The organism is Pseudomonas sp. ADAK18, from assembly GCF_012935695.1.
In the GTDB taxonomy this organism is placed as follows: domain Bacteria; phylum Pseudomonadota; class Gammaproteobacteria; order Pseudomonadales; family Pseudomonadaceae; genus Aquipseudomonas.
Map to the genome: position 1 here is coordinate 4945495 of NZ_CP052859.1, position 17618 is coordinate 4963112.

Here is a 17618-nt window from a genome sequence, read left to right on the forward strand (position 1 = left end):
CGGGCTAAACAGCCCCGCTCTCGATTCGCGTCACGTGTTATTCGGTTTCCAGATCGATATCGATGCCGAGGGAACGAATTTCTTTGATCAACACGTTGAAGGACTCGGGCATGCCCGGCTCCATACGGTGATCGCCGTCCACGATGTTTTTGTACATCTTGGTACGGCCGTTCACATCGTCCGACTTCACTGTGAGCATTTCTTGCAGAGTGTATGCAGCACCGTATGCTTCCAGTGCCCAGACCTCCATCTCCCCGAAACGCTGACCACCGAACTGAGCCTTACCACCCAGCGGCTGCTGGGTAACCAGGCTGTACGAACCGGTAGAACGAGCGTGCATCTTATCGTCTACCAAGTGGTTCAGCTTCAGCATGTACATGTAGCCAACAGTAACCGGGCGCTCAAACTTGTTGCCGGTACGGCCGTCGAACAGCTGCATCTGGCCGCTTTCTGGCAGGTCTGCCAGTTTCAGCATGGCCTTGATTTCGCTTTCCTTGGCACCGTCGAACACCGGGGTAGCCATTGGAACGCCGCCGCGCAGGTTCTTCGCCAGATCCAGGATTTCCTGGTCGGTGAAGGTGTCCAGCTCTTCGTTGCGACCGCCGATCTCGTTGTAGATCTCGTGCAGGAACTTACGCAGGTCAGCGACCTTGCGTTGCTCTTCGATCATACGGTTGATCTTCTCGCCCAGACCTTTGGCCGCGAGGCCCAGGTGGGTTTCAAGGATCTGACCAACGTTCATACGCGAAGGTACGCCCAACGGGTTGAGGACGACATCGACCGGGGTGCCATTGGCATCGTGCGGCATGTCTTCAACCGGCATGATCACGGAGACCACACCTTTGTTACCGTGACGACCGGCCATCTTGTCGCCCGGCTGGATGCGACGACGGATTGCCAGGTAAACCTTGACGATTTTCAGCACGCCTGGAGCCAGGTCATCGCCCTGCTGCAGTTTGCGCTTCTTGTCTTCGAACTTATCGTCCAGCAGACGGCGGCGATCAACGATGTAGGCCTGAGCCTTCTCAAGCTGCTCGTTCAGAGCATCTTCAGCCATGCGCAGTTTGAACCACTGGCCGTGCTCAAGACCGTCGAGTACTTCGTCGGTGATATCCTGACCTTTCTTCAGGCCTGCGCCGCCTTCGGCCTTATGACCTACCAGAGCGGAACGCAGACGTTCGAAGGTCGCGCCTTCAACGATACGGAACTCTTCGTTCAGGTCCTTGCGGATCTCGTCGAGTTGGGTCTTCTCGATGGACAGTGCACGAGCATCACGCTCAACGCCGTCACGGGTGAAGACCTGTACGTCGATGACAGTGCCCTTGGTACCGGTAGGTACGCGCAGGGAAGTGTCTTTAACGTCGCTGGCTTTTTCACCGAAGATGGCACGCAACAGCTTCTCTTCCGGAGTCAGCTGGGTCTCGCCTTTCGGAGTGACCTTACCCACTAGGATGTCACCTGCGCCAACTTCAGCACCTACGTAAACGATACCGGCTTCGTCCAGCTTGTTCAGTGCAGCTTCACCCACGTTCGGGATGTCTGCAGTGATTTCCTCTGGCCCAAGCTTGGTGTCACGTGCCACACAGGTCAGTTCCTGAATGTGGATCGTGGTGAAGCGATCTTCCTGAACCACACGCTCGGACAGGCAGATGGAGTCTTCGAAGTTGTAACCGTTCCAGGCCATGAACGCGATGCGCATGTTCTGACCCAGTGCCAGCTCACCCATATCGGTGGAAGGACCATCAGCCATGATGTCGCTGCGCTGAACCCGATCACCCTTGCTCACCAGCGGACGCTGGTTGATGCAGGTGTTCTGGTTGGAGCGGGTGTACTTGGTCAGGTTGTAGATGTCGACACCGGCTTCGCCAGTTTCAACTTCGTCATCAGCAACACGAACCACGATACGGCTGGCATCAACAGAGTCGATCACGCCACCACGACGAGCAACGACGCAAACGCCGGAGTCACGGGCTACGTTACGCTCCATGCCGGTACCTACCAGCGGCTTATCAGCACGCAGGGTGGGTACAGCTTGACGCTGCATGTTGGAACCCATCAACGCACGGTTGGCGTCATCGTGTTCCAGGAACGGGATCAGCGACGCAGCAACCGAAACTACCTGCTTCGGCGATACGTCCATCAAGGTGACGTCTTCCGGCGCCTTGACGGTGAACTCGTTCAAGTGACGAACAGCTACCAACTCGTCGATCAGCATTTTCTTGTCGTTCATCGTGGCCGAAGCCTGAGCGATCACGTGATCAGCTTCTTCGATGGCGGACAGGAATACGATCTCGTCGGTGACCAGTGCGTCTTTCACCACACGGTACGGGCTCTCGAGGAAGCCGTACTGGTTAGTGCGCGCATAGGCGGCCAGGGAGTTGATCAGGCCGATGTTCGGACCTTCCGGCGTTTCAATCGGGCATACACGACCGTAGTGAGTCGGGTGCACGTCACGAACTTCAAAGCCTGCACGCTCACGAGTCAAACCGCCCGGGCCCAGTGCGGAAACACGGCGCTTGTGGGTGATCTCGGAGAGCGGGTTGTTCTGGTCCATGAACTGCGAGAGCTGGCTGGAACCGAAGAACTCTTTCACCGCCGCAGCCACTGGCTTGGCGTTGATCAGGTCTTGCGGCATCAGGCCTTCACTTTCAGCCATCGACAGACGCTCTTTGACCGCACGCTCAACACGTACCAGGCCAACGCGGAACTGGTTCTCGGCCATTTCGCCTACGCAGCGAACACGACGGTTACCCAGGTGATCGATGTCATCGACGATGCCTTTGCCGTTACGGATGTCGACCAGAGTCTTCAGGACCGCAACGATGTCTTCCTTGCACAACACACCCGAACCTTCGATCTCGGTACGACCGATACGACGGTTGAACTTCATCCGGCCGACCGCAGACAGGTCATAGCGCTCTGGGCTGAAGAACAGGTTGTTGAACAGGGTCTCAGCAGCGTCTTTGGTTGGCGGCTCGCCAGGACGCATCATGCGATAGATCTCGACCAGCGCTTCCAATTGGTTGCTGGTGGAGTCGATCTTCAGCGTGTCGGAGACGAACGGACCGCAGTCGATATCGTTGGTGTACAGGGTCTCGATGCGAACAACCTGGGACTTGGCAATTTTTGCCAGGATTTCGGTGTTCAGCTCGGTGTTGCATTCAGCCAGGATTTCGCCGGTGGCCGGGTGCACGATGACCTTGGCAGTGGTGCGGCCCAGGACGTAGTCCAGAGGCACATCCAGAGTCTTGATACCGGCTTTTTCGATCTGGTTGATGTGGCGCGCAGTGATACGACGGCCCGCTTCAACGATGACCTTGCCTTTTTCGTCCTGGATGTCCAGAACGGCAATCTCACCACGCAGGCGCTGAGGCACCAGTTCCAGGCTGAGGGTTTCGCCGCTCAGGTGGAAAACGTTAGTGGTGTAGAAGGCATCCAGTACTTGCTCGGTGGTATAGCCGAGCGCGCGCAGCAGTACCGAGGCCGGCAGCTTGCGACGACGGTCGATACGCACGAACACGCAGTCTTTCGGGTCGAACTCGAAGTCCAACCACGAACCGCGGTACGGAATGATCCGCGCGGAGTACAGGAGCTTGCCGGAGCTGTGCGTCTTGCCGCGGTCGTGGTCGAAGAACACGCCCGGGGAACGGTGCAGCTGGGAAACGATAACACGCTCGGTACCGTTGATAACGAAGGTACCGTTCTCAGTCATCAGGGGGATTTCACCCATGTAGACTTCTTGCTCTTTGATGTCCTTGATCGCTTTGTTCGACGATTCTTTGTCGAAAATGATCAGACGGACTTTTACCCGCAAAGGTACGGCGTACGTAACACCGCGCAACACGCATTCTTTGACATCAAATGCCGGTTCGCCCAGGCGATAACCGACGTACTCCAGCGCAGCATTGCCGGAGTAGCTGATGATCGGGAAAACGGATTTGAAGGCCGCATGCAGGCCCACGTCGCGGAACTGATCTTTGGTCGCTCCCGCCTGCAAGAATTCACGATACGAATCCAGCTGGATAGCCAGAAGGTACGGGACATCCATGACGTCCGGCAACTTGCTAAAGTCCTTGCGGATACGTTTTTTCTCAGTATATGAGTAAGCCATCAGCGTTCCCCAGCTTGGTCACCTGCTTGTTTGGCCCCTCCCGACGGGAGCAGCCAGAAAATCTCGCAAACCCCATGGTTTGCACCACCGCATCGGGTGGCTACAGCGCGTTAATGGCGGCGACCGAGTCGACAGCCAAGAACGGAAAAAGGCCGGTGGCAAGAGCCACCAGCCATCAGCCTTCAGCTTAACGCTTGGGCTGGAGACGCAAGGTCGATGCTTACTTCAGCTCGACTTTAGCGCCTGCTTCTTCCAGCACTGCTTTAGCTTTGTCAGCTGCGTCTTTCGACACTGCTTCCAGAACCTGGGCAGGAGCACCGTCAACTACAGCCTTGGCTTCTTTCAGGCCCAGACCGGTCAGTTCACGTACTGCCTTGATCACGTTTACTTTCTTCTCGCCAGCTTCCAGCAGCATGACGTTGAATTCGGTTTGCTCTTCAGCTACAGCAGCAACAGCGGCTGGGCCGGCGGAAGCAGCGGCAGCGGAAACGCCGAATTTTTCTTCGAAAGCTTTGATCAGCTCAACAACCTGCAGAACCGACATTTCAGCTACGGCGTTGAGGATATCGTCTTGGGAGATAGACATTGCTGTAATTCCTGAATTGGGGGACGGCCTACGCGGCCATCGAAATAAACAAAAATACGCGAGAGAAAATGCTCAGCCTTAGGCTGCGGCAGCTTCTTTTTGCTCGCGAACTGCGGCCAGAGTACGAGCCAACTTGCTGGTAGCGCCTTGAATCACGCTCATCAGCTGAGAAATAGCTTCGTTACGGGTCGGCAGTGTTGCCAGTACGTCGATTTGGTTAGCTGCGAGGAACTTGCCCTCGAACGCAGCTGCCTTGATCTCGAACTTATCCTGACCCTTGGCGAACTCTTTGAACAAACGGGCAGCAGCGCCAGGATGTTCGTTGGAGAATGCAACCAGGGTCGGGCCAGTGAACACGTCGTTGAGCACATCATATTGAGTGCCAGCAACGGCGCGCTTGAGCAGGGTGTTACGCACAACACGTACGTATACGCCAGCTTCACGAGCCTCTTTACGGAGTCCGGTCATAGCGCTTACTGTCACACCACGGGCATCAGCCACGACAGCGGACAGAGCAGCTTTGGCAGCCTCGTTGACTTCAGCGACGATGGCCTTCTTGTCTTCGAGATTAATTGCCACGGGTTTAACTCCTGCTTGTTACCGTTTCATCTAGCCGAAGCCGGATGTCGTTTTGGTGTCTGATTCGGTAAGGAACCGGGAGCACCATCTGCGTAGGCTTGTGGTTTAAGGCTTGCGCCGCCTACGGTCTTGGATAGCCCCCGCCAGGCAGGGACCCCAATCTTTCAATTGGCGCAATTACTTGCACCAATTTGTGTCTTATACGTCCAGCGAGCCTTGGTCGATGACCAGACCTGGGCCCATAGTGGTGCTCAGGGTAACGCGCTTGACGTAGATACCTTTCGAGGAAGCAGGCTTGATACGCTTCAGATCAGCGATCAGGGCTTCAACGTTTTCCTTCAGCTTGACGGCATCGAAGCCGACTTTGCCAACGGAGGTGTGAATGATGCCGTTTTTGTCGGTGCGATAACGAACCTGACCAGCCTTGGCGTTTTTAACCGCGGTAGCTACGTCTGGAGTTACGGTGCCGACTTTCGGGTTAGGCATCAGACCACGTGGACCAAGGATCTGACCCAACTGACCTACAACGCGCATTGCGTCCGGGGAAGCAATTACTACGTCATAGTTCAGGTCGCCGCCTTTCATTTCGGCAGCCAGGTCGTCCATGCCAACGCGATCAGCGCCGGCGGCCAGAGCAGCTTCAGCTGCTGGGCCTTGGGTGAAGACAGCAACACGTACAGTCTTACCAGTGCCGTGTGGCAGCACAGTAGCGCTACGAACGACCTGGTCGGATTTACGCGGGTCAACACCCAGGTTTACAGCAACGTCAACAGACTCGCTGAACTTGACAGTCGACAGCTCGGTCAGCAGAGCAGCAGCGTCTACAAAATTGTAGGACTTGCCCGCTTCGATTTTGCCGGCGATAGCCTTTTGGCGCTTGGTCAGCTTAGCCATTACACACCCTCCACGTTAAGGCCCATGCTACGAGCAGAACCGGCGATGGTACGCACGGCCGCATCCATATCAGCTGCAGTCAGATCCGCGTTTTTGGTTTTCGCGATTTCTTCCAGCTGAGCACGAGTTACGGTGCCAACCTTAACGGTGTTCGGACGAGCGGAACCGCTAGTCAGACCAGCAGCCTTCTTCAACAGAACCGAAGCCGGGGTCGACTTGGTTTCGAATGTGAAGCTACGGTCGCTGTATACAGTGATGATCACTGGAGTCGGCAGACCTGGCTCAATACCCTGAGTACGGGCGTTGAAGGCCTTGCAGAATTCCATGATGTTCACGCCGTGCTGACCCAGAGCTGGACCGACGGGTGGACTTGGGTTGGCCTGAGCGGCCTTCACTTGCAGCTTGATGTAAGCGGTAATCTTCTTGGCCATGAGGCACTCCAATTACGGGTTCGAACGCCTCGAAAGGCTCCCCGGTTACTTGCGCGTTTATCCCAGTGACGACAAAACCCCACAGCCTAGGCTGCGGGGTTGGGATGCTTGCTCAGCTAGACTTTTTCGACCTGGCTGAACTCTAGCTCTACCGGAGTAGAGCGACCGAAAATAAGCACTGCCACTTGGATCCGGCTCTTTTCGTAGTTAACTTCTTCGACCGTGCCATTAAAATCAGCAAACGGACCGTCGGTGACACGAACGACCTCACCCGGCTCGAACAACGTCTTCGGCTTAGGTTTGTCACTACCATCAGCAACACGACGCAGAATTGCTTCCGCCTCTTTGTCGGTGATTGGCGCAGGCTTATCAGCGGTACCGCCGATGAAACCCATGACGCGAGGAGTGTCCTTGACCAAGTGCCAAGTACCCTCATTCATATCCATCTGAACCAGCACATATCCAGGGAAGAACTTGCGCTCGCTTTTGCGTTTCTGGCCATTACGCATTTCCACCACTTCTTCAGTGGGGACCAAAATTTCGCCGAAGCCATCTTCCATGCCTGCCAGCTTTACGCGCTCTAGCAAAGAGCGCATGACATGCTTCTCGTAACCCGAGTAAGCATGCACAACGTACCAACGCTTAGCCACGGGACACCCTTAGCCAACAATCAAGGAAACAAGCCAACCGAGCAGGGAATCAAGACCCCACAGCAGCAACGCCATAACCAGAACAACAGCCACTACAATCAACGTGGTCTGCGTGGTTTCTTGGCGAGTCGGCCAAACGACTTTACGTATCTCGGTGCGAGCTTCCTTTACCAGGACCGCAAACGATTTGCCTTTAGCAGTCTGCAGGCCAACAAAGGCAGCAACAGCAGCAAGGGCAAGCAATGCGAGGACGCGGTACAGGATCGGCGACGCAGAGTAGTACTGGTTTCCGACAACGCCTACAACCACAATAGCGACTACTACAAGCCACTTAAGCAGATCGAAGCGAGAGCCTTGAACTTCAGCCTTAGGAGTCATCTATGAAGATCCTGTGAAAAGAAAGCCAGACACACCAAGTGAATCTGGCAGGTCAGGAGGGAATCGAACCCCCAACCTACGGTTTTGGAGACCGTCGCTCTGCCAATTGAGCTACTGACCTAAAACAAAATCAGGCCGACAATTATGCCGATCTGAAAAAGACTTTACAACAACAAACCCCAGAAGACCTGAAACCTACCTAAAACAAATCACGATAGAAGCAGAGCCAACCAAAGGTAGCTGTTAAAACAAAGGCAGATATTTTCATATCTGCCTTGTTATATGGAGCTCTTGAGCGGATTTGAACCGCTGACCTCACCCTTACCAAGGGTGTGCTCTACCAACTGAGCTACAAGAGCGAAACAACCTGCACAACCTGCAAACTTGGAGCGGGTAGCGGGAATCGAACCCGCATCATCAGCTTGGAAGGCTGAGGTTCTACCACTAAACTATACCCGCGGAGCTTGCAGCTCACGCTAAAATGGTGGAGGGGGAAGGATTCGAACCTTCGAAGTCGTAGACGTCAGATTTACAGTCTGATCCCTTTGGCCGCTCGGGAACCCCTCCTAAGCGAGCCGGCATTCTACATCACGCCGACCTTCTGTCAAGCATTTTCTCATTAAAAACCTGAGGTTAGCTGCGTTGACCTTCGCCTCGCCTTGTCGACCTCAGAGGTCTTCACTGCGAAGCGGGCGCCATTCTATGCAAACTATTCGACAGTTGCAATGCCTTCGCACAGCATTATTTTATGTTTTAACTCATTGAATTCCTTGGCAAGGTTTTCAAAGGGCAAGTCATCAGCCAGACGCCGGCTTTCAGGAGCAACCCGCAGCCAGTATCCATTGGCGTCGGGAAGACTTAGCGATTGGAGTCTGACCTTGATGTCCAGACTCGTAAGCCGCTGCTCTACTGACTGAGCCTCCTTCAGGCTGGCAAAACCACCTATATAAAGACAAGTATTTTGCACCTCAGGAGCTTTTGCTCTATCTCGTCGCACCATCGCATCAGCGGATTCGCTCAGCAAGCGAATATCCTGCTGCGAGTCACGATACAAGGCCAATGGCGTCACATCCTTGGCTCGCAATGGGGCCTCCTGCTGATGCCAGACGTAATAGAACGCATTGAGAACCAGCAACAGCAAAAACAGCCAACGCATAAAAACCTCAAGACAAGGGACACGCCATCGCCAAACCGACAAAAACCAGATCCGGAACAAGCCGCGCTCCGGGCGCAGCATCAGAGATCAGCTCAGCATCTCCACCCGTAAGAAACACGGAGAAATCACTTCCCCAGTAACTTCGCGCCAATTCGAGCTGAGTCAAAACGAACCCTCTTAACATTAGCGTGCAGCCACGCTCAACCGCCTCCACGGTAGTACGACCAGGCACCAAGCACTCCAAGGCACGCTCGGCAGAAACATCGTCGTAGCGGATCTTGCGAGTGTGCGTACGCAGCTGGTTGCGCATCAACGGCATACCAGGACAAATAAAGCCCCCTAGATGCTCACCATCAGCGGCGATGAAGTCAGCGGTCGCCGCCGTACCAAAATCGAGTATCAGACAAGCTCCCGACGCCAACTGAAAGCCACCCAGCATCGCCAGCCAACGATCAAGTCCCAGACGTTCGAAATCCTCGTAGCCATTACGCACCCCTGCCATCTGACGGGAGGAAGCAGCGCACGCCACGGTAATACCAAAGGTGTCAACAAGCGCCGCCACCAGCTGGCTCGTCTCCTCCGAGGCACGCACACTCACCAGGCGACAATGCTTCAATGTGAGTCTCGTAAGCGCCAATAGACTATCGATCAACGCAACATCAGAGCCAACGACTCCCTCCGCGAAAACATGCGCTTTACCCAACTCAAGCACTCGCCACTTGATAAAGCTATTCCCACAGTCGAGCTCAAGAATCATCACGCAACCTCAGGCTTAACTCACCACCGCTGTATTTTTTTTCGACGCCGTCCACGCTCAAACGCAACGCACCTTGACCATCGATACCCAACACCACGCCATCAATCTGATTGACACCTGCAATCAGCGATACCGGCTTGCCTTGCCAAAGATGATTTTGCTCCCACTCCACCTGAATAGCAGAGAAGCCCGACGCCTGATGACGATCAAGATAAGCTTGCAACTGCGCCCCTATACGCGCAACCAAGTAGTTACGATCAACAGCACGACCTGTCTCTAACTGCACCGAGGTCCACTGCTGATCGACCTCTACCGTTTTTTGCATATTCACGTTAATCCCGATACCAAGGACAACGTGACAGACATCTGCGGGGTCACCAACCAACTCCAGCAAGATGCCCGCGATCTTTTTTTGCCCCACCAATACATCGTTTGGCCATTTCAAGCCAACGCCCTTCACTCCGACCTCTCGCAAGGCCTGCATGACCGCGAGCCCGACAACCAGGCTAAGCCCTTCCAGCCGTCTTAACCCCCCGTCGATTCTCAGCACAAGGCTGTAATAGACATTTTGAGCGAAGGGGCTAGCCCACTTGCGCCCTCGCCTACCTCTGCCAGCAGTCTGTTGCTCCGAAAGAACAAGAAACGGAGCAACTCGCCCACCCTCGACAAGGCGCAATGCCTCCGCGTTGGTGGAGTCGATTGAATCGGAAATATAGACAGGCCAAGTAGGAGATAGAGCATTTGCCGAAATGTCATCAGCACTCAGCAACACCAAGGGCGCAGCCAACTGATAGCCACGGCCACGAACTTTATGTATGGGCAGATTCAACTCCGCCTCAAGATGTTGAAGCTGCTTCCATACAGCGCTGCGGCTGACTCCCAGGGCCGCACCCAGCGCCTCCCCAGAATGGAATCGGCCATCTTTTAGAAGTTTCAACAACGTCAGCATGCAGGTCTCGCCTCACAATGAGGCACGCATGATAGCTATGCGCAGGGCCATTGCATAGAAAACCGGGGCTTTCGACAGACAGACGCCCACGGATACTTTTCAATCGAGCAAAACAAAACCCCATCTGCTTTCGCAAATGGGGTTTCGGAATTTAATCTTGACGATGACCTACTCTCACATGGGGAAACCCCACACTACCATCGGCGATGCATCGTTTCACTACTGAGTTCGGGATGGGATCAGGTGGTTCCAATGCTCTATGGTCGTCAAGAAATTCGGGTACTGAGTCGTGGCCTGTTGGCCTCGCTTCAGCAAATTGGGTATGTAATAGATTTGTGTGTTGTGCAAACTTTCGGTTTGTATCGTCTTCACACACCGCAATCTGGCCTTTCGACGCAAATTGCTTGGGTGTTATATGGTCAAGCCTCACGGGCAATTAGTATTGGTTAGCTCAACGCCTCACAGCGCTTACACACCCAACCTATCAACGTCGTAGTCTTCGACGGCCCTTCAGGGGACTCAAGGTCCCAGTGAGATCTCATCTTGAGGCTAGTTTCCCGCTTAGATGCTTTCAGCGGTTATCTATTCCGAACATAGCTACCCGGCAATGCCACTGGCGTGACAACCGGAACACCAGAGGTTCGTCCACTCCGGTCCTCTCGTACTAGGAGCAGCCCCTCTCAAATCTCAAACGTCCACGGCAGATAGGGACCGAACTGTCTCACGACGTTCTAAACCCAGCTCGCGTACCACTTTAAATGGCGAACAGCCATACCCTTGGGACCGGCTTCAGCCCCAGGATGTGATGAGCCGACATCGAGGTGCCAAACACCGCCGTCGATATGAACTCTTGGGCGGTATCAGCCTGTTATCCCCGGAGTACCTTTTATCCGTTGAGCGATGGCCCTTCCATACAGAACCACCGGATCACTAAGACCTACTTTCGTACCTGCTCGACGTGTCTGTCTCGCAGTCAAGCGCGCTTTTGCCTTTATACTCTACGACCGATTTCCGACCGGTCTGAGCGCACCTTCGTACTCCTCCGTTACTCTTTAGGAGGAGACCGCCCCAGTCAAACTACCCACCATACACTGTCCTCGATCCGGATAACGGACCTGAGTTAGAACCTCAAAGTTGCCAGGGTGGTATTTCAAGGTTGGCTCCACGCGAACTGGCGTCCACGCTTCAAAGCCTCCCACCTATCCTACACAAGCAAATTCAAAGTCCAGTGCAAAGCTATAGTAAAGGTTCACGGGGTCTTTCCGTCTAGCCGCGGATACACTGCATCTTCACAGCGATTTCAATTTCACTGAGTCTCGGGTGGAGACAGCGCCGCCATCGTTACGCCATTCGTGCAGGTCGGAACTTACCCGACAAGGAATTTCGCTACCTTAGGACCGTTATAGTTACGGCCGCCGTTTACCGGGGCTTCGATCAAGAGCTTCGCGTTAGCTAACCCCATCAATTAACCTTCCGGCACCGGGCAGGCGTCACACCCTATACGTCCACTTTCGTGTTTGCAGAGTGCTGTGTTTTTAATAAACAGTCGCAGCGGCCTGGTATCTTCGACCGGCATGGGCTTACGGAGCAAGTCCTTCACCCTCACCGGCGCACCTTCTCCCGAAGTTACGGTGCCATTTTGCCTAGTTCCTTCACCCGAGTTCTCTCAAGCGCCTTGGTATTCTCTACCCAACCACCTGTGTCGGTTTGGGGTACGGTTCCTGGTTACCTGAAGCTTAGAAGCTTTTCTTGGAAGCATGGCATCAACCACTTCGTTACCTAAAAGGTAACTCGTCATCAGCTCTCGGCCTTAGAATCCCGGATTTACCTAAGATTCCAGCCTACCACCTTAAACTTGGACAACCAACGCCAAGCTGGCCTAGCCTTCTCCGTCCCTCCATCGCAATAACCAGAAGTACAGGAATATTAACCTGTTTTCCATCGACTACGCTTTTCAGCCTCGCCTTAGGGACCGACTAACCCTGCGTCGATTAACGTTGCGCAGGAAACCTTGGTCTTTCGGCGTGGGTGTTTTTCACACCCATTGTCGTTACTCATGTCAGCATTCGCACTTCTGATACCTCCAGCAAGCTTCTCAACTCACCTTCACAGGCTTACAGAACGCTCCTCTACCGCATCACTTACGTGATACCCGTAGCTTCGGTGTATGGTTTGAGCCCCGTTACATCTTCCGCGCAGGCCGACTCGACTAGTGAGCTATTACGCTTTCTTTAAAGGGTGGCTGCTTCTAAGCCAACCTCCTAGCTGTCTAAGCCTTCCCACATCGTTTCCCACTTAACCATAACTTTGGGACCTTAGCTGACGGTCTGGGTTGTTTCCCTTTTCACGACGGACGTTAGCACCCGCCGTGTGTCTCCCATGCTCGGCACTTGTAGGTATTCGGAGTTTGCATCGGTTTGGTAAGTCGGGATGACCCCCTAGCCGAAACAGTGCTCTACCCCTACAGTGATACATGAGGCGCTACCTAAATAGCTTTCGAGGAGAACCAGCTATCTCCGAGCTTGATTAGCCTTTCACTCCGATCCACAGGTCATCCGCTAACTTTTCAACGGTAGTCGGTTCGGTCCTCCAGTTAGTGTTACCCAACCTTCAACCTGCCCATGGATAGATCGCCCGGTTTCGGGTCTATTCCCAGCGACTAGACGCCCTATTAAGACTCGCTTTCGCTACGCCTCCCTATTCGGTTAAGCTCGCCACTGAAAATAAGTCGCTGACCCATTATACAAAAGGTACGCAGTCACCCAACAAAGTGGGCTCCCACTGCTTGTACGCATACGGTTTCAGGATCTATTTCACTCCCCTCTCCGGGGTTCTTTTCGCCTTTCCCTCACGGTACTAGTTCACTATCGGTCAGTCAGTAGTATTTAGCCTTGGAGGATGGTCCCCCCATATTCAGACAAAGTTTCTCGTGCTCCGTCCTACTCGATTTCATGACTAAGAGATTTTCGCGTACAGGGCTATCACCCACTATGGCCGCACTTTCCAGAGCGTTCCGCTAATCTCAAAGCCACTTAAGGGCTAGTCCCCGTTCGCTCGCCACTACTAAGGGAATCTCGGTTGATTTCTTTTCCTCAGGGTACTTAGATGTTTCAGTTCCCCTGGTTCGCCTCTTACGCCTATGTATTCAGCGTAAGATAACCATCTTATGATGGCTGGGTTCCCCCATTCAGACATCTCCGGATCAAAGTCTGTTTGCCGACTCCCCGAAGCTTTTCGCAGGCTACCACGTCTTTCATCGCCTCTGACTGCCAAGGCATCCACCGTATGCGCTTCTTCACTTGACCATATAACCCCAAGCAATCTGGTTATACTGTGAAGACAACATTCGCCGAAAATTCGCAATTTAACTCACAAATTTTACCTTAGCCTGATCCGTTACCAGTGAAAGTAACGTTCAGTCTATCTTTCTATCACATACCCAAATTTTTAAAGAACGATCTAATCAAAGACTAGAAATCAACATTCACCATCATCACGATGGAATGCTCATTTCTAAGCTTTACATGACAGAAGCAGTTAGTGGTGGAGCCAAACGGGATCGAACCGTTGACCTCCTGCGTGCAAGGCAGGCGCTCTCCCAGCTGAGCTATGGCCCCGTATTTCTACAGGCGTTTCCCACACAAAATTGGTGGGTCTGGGCAGATTCGAACTGCCGACCTCACCCTTATCAGGGGTGCGCTCTAACCAACTGAGCTACAGACCCAATTTCGGGCTGCTTCTTTATCGTCTTCTTCAATGAATCAAGCAATTCGTGTGGGAACTTATGGAGCAGCTGATGTCGTCGATTAAGGAGGTGATCCAGCCGCAGGTTCCCCTACGGCTACCTTGTTACGACTTCACCCCAGTCATGAATCACACCGTGGTAACCGTCCTCCCGAAGGTTAGACTAGCTACTTCTGGTGCAACCCACTCCCATGGTGTGACGGGCGGTGTGTACAAGGCCCGGGAACGTATTCACCGCGACATTCTGATTCGCGATTACTAGCGATTCCGACTTCACGCAGTCGAGTTGCAGACTGCGATCCGGACTACGATCGGTTTTGTGGGATTAGCTCCACCTCGCGGCTTGGCAACCCTCTGTACCGACCATTGTAGCACGTGTGTAGCCCAGGCCGTAAGGGCCATGATGACTTGACGTCATCCCCACCTTCCTCCGGTTTGTCACCGGCAGTCTCCTTAGAGTGCCCACCATTACGTGCTGGTAACTAAGGACAAGGGTTGCGCTCGTTACGGGACTTAACCCAACATCTCACGACACGAGCTGACGACAGCCATGCAGCACCTGTCTCAATGTTCCCGAAGGCACCAATCTATCTCTAGAAAGTTCATTGGATGTCAAGGCCTGGTAAGGTTCTTCGCGTTGCTTCGAATTAAACCACATGCTCCACCGCTTGTGCGGGCCCCCGTCAATTCATTTGAGTTTTAACCTTGCGGCCGTACTCCCCAGGCGGTCAACTTAATGCGTTAGCTGCGCCACTAAGAGCTCAAGGCTCCCAACGGCTAGTTGACATCGTTTACGGCGTGGACTACCAGGGTATCTAATCCTGTTTGCTCCCCACGCTTTCGCACCTCAGTGTCAGTATCAGTCCAGGTGGTCGCCTTCGCCACTGGTGTTCCTTCCTATATCTACGCATTTCACCGCTACACAGGAAATTCCACCACCCTCTACCATACTCTAGCTCGTCAGTTTTGAATGCAGTTCCCAGGTTGAGCCCGGGGATTTCACATCCAACTTAACGAACCACCTACGCGCGCTTTACGCCCAGTAATTCCGATTAACGCTTGCACCCTCTGTATTACCGCGGCTGCTGGCACAGAGTTAGCCGGTGCTTATTCTGTCGGTAACGTCAAAACAGCAAAGTATTAATTTACTGCCCTTCCTCCCAACTTAAAGTGCTTTACAATCCGAAGACCTTCTTCACACACGCGGCATGGCTGGATCAGGCTTTCGCCCATTGTCCAATATTCCCCACTGCTGCCTCCCGTAGGAGTCTGGACCGTGTCTCAGTTCCAGTGTGACTGATCATCCTCTCAGACCAGTTACGGATCGTAGCCTTGGTGAGCCATTACCTCACCAACTAGCTAATCCGACCTAGGCTCATCTGATAGCGCAAGGCCCGAAGGTCCCCTGCTTTCTCCCGTAGGACGTATGCGGTATTAGCGTCCGTTTCCGAACGTTATCCCCCACTACCAGGCAGATTCCTAGGCATTACTCACCCGTCCGCCGCTCTCAAGAGAAGCAAGCTTCTCTCTACCGCTCGACTTGCATGTGTTAGGCCTGCCGCCAGCGTTCAATCTGAGCCATGATCAAACTCTTCAGTTCAAACATCTTTGGATTTTTAAGAAACCCTAAACTTGGCTCAGCAATCGTTGGTTACATCTTTGATTTCTCGCGGAGTAACTTGTGATGCTGATAATCTTGTTGACTATCAGTCTGACTCCACAAGCACCCACACGAATTGCTTGATTCAGTTGTTAAAGAGCGGTTGGTTAAGATCTTTCGTCTCAACCGAGGCGCGCATTCTACAGCAGCCCCTGTTACTGTCAAGCGATTTTTTTAAGAAGTTTTCAAAGTTTCCTTTGTAACTTCAACCACTTGCGCTTCCGATCTCTCGTTAGCGGGAGGCGAATTCTACAGCGTTACACGCTGCTGTCAACACCTCTTTTTCTCCGCTTTCGACCGAGAAGATCGAACCGTTGACAGGGCTAAACAACACCGCCTTATCAACTCCTTCTGGGCTTCGATGATCTGAAGCAGCTCGCTGTCGAAACCTACATAACTCTTTGTTTACCAAGGAGTTTTCCGTTTCGACTGCGCCGGAAGTGGGGCGAATTATAGACAGATATAAATCGCCGTCAACAGTTAATTTCAGGTTTATTCGGATTTAAGCGTAATACGCGCAAATGCCTTCTTCCCAGCCTGGCAAACGTGAGTAGCGCCCAGCTCGTATATAAAGGTGCGATCCACCACCTCACCATCTATACGCACGCCACCGGAACCCAGAAGGTCGCGCGCCACTGCCGAGTTCTTCACCAAACCAGCCTTATTAAGGACAGCGGCAATCGGCATAGCCTCGGTAGCGGCCAGCTCGATCTCAGGCAGATCATCTGGCAACTCGCCATCCTTCATACGGTTACCCGCAGCACGGTGAGCATTGGCCGCAGCCTCTTCACCATGGAAGCGTGCAACGATCTCTTCAGCCAGCTTGATCTTGACGTCCCGCGGATTGGCTCCAGCTTCGACATCAGCACGCAACGCATTGATCTCATCCATCGAGCGGAAGCTCAACAGCTCGAAGTAACGCCACATCAACGCATCCGGGATAGAGACCAGCTTGCCGTACATCACACCCGGCGCCTCCTGGATCCCCACATAGTTGCCCAGAGACTTGGACATCTTCTTGACACCATCCAATCCCTCCAACAGCGGCATGGTCAGAATGCACTGAGCTTCCTGCCCATACGCACGCTGCAGCTCACGCCCCATCAAGAGATTGAACTTCTGATCGGTACCGCCCAGCTCGACATCCGCACGCAACGCCACCGAGTCATACCCCTGAACCAATGGGTAGAGGAACTCATGAATAGCGATCGGCTGATTGGTGGAATAGCGCTTATCAAAGTCATCGCGCTCGAGCATGCGAGCAACGGTGTACTGGGACGTCAGACGAATGAAATCCGCCGGCCCCATCTGGTCCATCCAGGTGGAGTTGAATGCAACCTCGGTCTTGGCCGGATCCAGAATCTTGAACACCTGAGTCTTATAGGTCTCGGCATTATCAAGGACCTGCTCACGCGTCAGTGGCGGGCGCGTAGCACTCTTGCCGCTCGGATCGCCGATCATCCCGGTGAAGTCACCTATAAGGAAGATCACCTGATGCCCCAGCTCCTGGAACTGGCGCAGCTTATTAATAAGCACCGTATGACCCAGGTGCAGATCCGGCGCCGTCGGATCGAAGCCGGCCTTAATACGCAGGGGCTGGCCGCGCTTGAGCTTCTCGATCAGCTCAGCCTCGACCAACAGTTCTTCCGCACCACGTTTGATCAGCGCTAGCTGCTCTTCAACCGACTTCATAACAGACCCGCAAGGCTCAGATTCAAAAGGG

Annotated in this window: 11 protein-coding genes, 6 tRNA genes and 3 rRNA genes; all 20 read right to left on the bottom strand. The window is 53.7% G+C overall.

Annotated elements, in window-relative coordinates; all coding sequences use genetic code 11:
* Positions 1 to 37: 37 nt before the first annotated feature.
* The 20 genes from rpoB to tyrS all read right to left on the bottom strand — a co-directional run bounded on the left by rpoB (position 38) and on the right by tyrS (position 17587).
* Positions 38 to 4111, bottom strand: coding sequence for a DNA-directed RNA polymerase subunit beta (rpoB, locus tag HKK55_RS22425; RefSeq protein ID WP_155585073.1), 4074 nt, complete (start codon positions 4109 to 4111; stop codon positions 38 to 40).
* Between the two features lie 220 nt (positions 4112 to 4331).
* The gene (gene rplL, locus HKK55_RS22430; RefSeq protein ID WP_155585072.1) at positions 4332 to 4697 is read right to left on the bottom strand and encodes a 50S ribosomal protein L7/L12; all 366 of its coding nucleotides are present in this window, start codon (positions 4695 to 4697) and stop codon (positions 4332 to 4334) included.
* A 78-nt stretch (positions 4698 to 4775) separates the two neighbouring features.
* Positions 4776 to 5276 carry a 50S ribosomal protein L10 gene (gene rplJ / locus HKK55_RS22435; protein ID WP_169356622.1) on the bottom strand — a complete coding sequence of 167 codons (501 nt, stop codon included), beginning with the start codon at positions 5274 to 5276 and terminating at the stop codon, positions 4776 to 4778.
* Between the two features lie 198 nt (positions 5277 to 5474).
* Positions 5475 to 6170 carry a 50S ribosomal protein L1 gene (gene rplA, locus HKK55_RS22440; RefSeq protein ID WP_003176434.1) on the bottom strand — a complete coding sequence of 232 codons (696 nt, stop codon included), beginning with the start codon at positions 6168 to 6170 and terminating at the stop codon, positions 5475 to 5477.
* Positions 6170 to 6601, bottom strand: coding sequence for a 50S ribosomal protein L11 (gene rplK, locus HKK55_RS22445; protein WP_003210097.1), 432 nt, complete (start codon positions 6599 to 6601; stop codon positions 6170 to 6172). Before rplK ends, rplA begins: the two co-directional genes overlap by 1 nt.
* A 116-nt stretch (positions 6602 to 6717) precedes the next feature.
* Entirely contained in the window at positions 6718 to 7251 is a 534-nt protein-coding gene (nusG, locus tag HKK55_RS22450; protein WP_003176436.1) for a transcription termination/antitermination protein NusG, read from the bottom strand.
* A gap of 9 nt (positions 7252 to 7260) precedes the next feature.
* Positions 7261 to 7629 carry a preprotein translocase subunit SecE gene (gene secE, locus HKK55_RS22455; protein ID WP_155585071.1) on the bottom strand — a complete coding sequence of 123 codons (369 nt, stop codon included), beginning with the start codon at positions 7627 to 7629 and terminating at the stop codon, positions 7261 to 7263.
* A gap of 45 nt (positions 7630 to 7674) precedes the next feature.
* A tRNA-Trp gene (locus HKK55_RS22460) sits at positions 7675 to 7750 on the bottom strand.
* 162 nt (positions 7751 to 7912) lie between these two features.
* Positions 7913 to 7988: transfer RNA gene (locus HKK55_RS22465), tRNA-Thr, on the bottom strand.
* 26 nt (positions 7989 to 8014) lie between these two features.
* A tRNA-Gly gene (locus HKK55_RS22470) sits at positions 8015 to 8088 on the bottom strand.
* A gap of 23 nt (positions 8089 to 8111) precedes the next feature.
* A tRNA-Tyr gene (locus HKK55_RS22475) sits at positions 8112 to 8196 on the bottom strand.
* Positions 8197 to 8338: 142 nt separating this feature from the next.
* Positions 8339 to 8785 carry a hypothetical protein gene (locus tag HKK55_RS22480; protein WP_169356623.1) on the bottom strand — a complete coding sequence of 149 codons (447 nt, stop codon included), beginning with the start codon at positions 8783 to 8785 and terminating at the stop codon, positions 8339 to 8341.
* Between the two features lie 7 nt (positions 8786 to 8792).
* Positions 8793 to 9542 carry a pantothenate kinase gene (locus HKK55_RS22485; RefSeq protein WP_169356624.1) on the bottom strand — a complete coding sequence of 250 codons (750 nt, stop codon included), beginning with the start codon at positions 9540 to 9542 and terminating at the stop codon, positions 8793 to 8795.
* Positions 9532 to 10491: a bifunctional biotin--[acetyl-CoA-carboxylase] ligase/biotin operon repressor BirA gene (gene birA, locus HKK55_RS22490; protein WP_169356625.1), complete on the bottom strand. Its 960-nt coding sequence runs from the start codon at positions 10489 to 10491 to the stop codon at positions 9532 to 9534. The genes HKK55_RS22485 and birA overlap by 11 nt, the downstream gene beginning before the upstream one ends.
* A gap of 155 nt (positions 10492 to 10646) precedes the next feature.
* A 5S ribosomal RNA gene (gene rrf / locus HKK55_RS22495) occupies positions 10647 to 10762 on the bottom strand.
* Positions 10763 to 10906: 144 nt separating this feature from the next.
* A 23S ribosomal RNA gene (locus HKK55_RS22500) occupies positions 10907 to 13796 on the bottom strand.
* A gap of 236 nt (positions 13797 to 14032) precedes the next feature.
* Positions 14033 to 14108 (bottom strand) — tRNA-Ala (locus tag HKK55_RS22505).
* 30 nt (positions 14109 to 14138) lie between these two features.
* Positions 14139 to 14215 (bottom strand) — tRNA-Ile (locus tag HKK55_RS22510).
* An 83-nt stretch (positions 14216 to 14298) separates the two neighbouring features.
* Positions 14299 to 15835 (bottom strand): 16S ribosomal RNA (locus HKK55_RS22515).
* The 16S, 23S and 5S rRNA genes sit together here with 2 tRNA genes alongside, the layout of an rRNA operon.
* 552 nt (positions 15836 to 16387) lie before the next feature.
* A complete protein-coding gene (gene tyrS, locus HKK55_RS22520) occupies positions 16388 to 17587 on the bottom strand; it encodes a tyrosine--tRNA ligase (RefSeq protein ID WP_169356626.1) in 1200 nt (399 codons plus the stop codon).
* Positions 17588 to 17618 lie beyond the last annotated feature (31 nt).

Excerpts from the sequence above, each read along its gene's own strand:
- birA (WP_169356625.1), bottom strand. The coding sequence starts at position 10,491 with ATGCTGACGTTGTTGAAACTTCTAAAAGATGGCCGATTCCATTCTGGG.
- rplA (WP_003176434.1), bottom strand. The coding sequence starts at position 6,170 with ATGGCTAAGCTGACCAAGCGCCAAAAGGCTATCGCCGGCAAAATCGAA.
- secE (WP_155585071.1), bottom strand. The coding sequence starts at position 7,629 with ATGACTCCTAAGGCTGAAGTTCAAGGCTCTCGCTTCGATCTGCTTAAG.
- tyrS (WP_169356626.1), bottom strand. The coding sequence starts at position 17,587 with ATGAAGTCGGTTGAAGAGCAGCTAGCGCTGATCAAACGTGGTGCGGAA.
- rpoB (WP_155585073.1), bottom strand. The coding sequence starts at position 4,111 with ATGGCTTACTCATATACTGAGAAAAAACGTATCCGCAAGGACTTTAGC.
- HKK55_RS22485 (WP_169356624.1), bottom strand. The coding sequence starts at position 9,542 with ATGATTCTTGAGCTCGACTGTGGGAATAGCTTTATCAAGTGGCGAGTG.
- rplL (WP_155585072.1), bottom strand. The coding sequence starts at position 4,697 with ATGTCTATCTCCCAAGACGATATCCTCAACGCCGTAGCTGAAATGTCG.
- HKK55_RS22480 (WP_169356623.1), bottom strand. The coding sequence starts at position 8,785 with ATGCGTTGGCTGTTTTTGCTGTTGCTGGTTCTCAATGCGTTCTATTAC.
- rplK (WP_003210097.1), bottom strand. The coding sequence starts at position 6,601 with ATGGCCAAGAAGATTACCGCTTACATCAAGCTGCAAGTGAAGGCCGCT.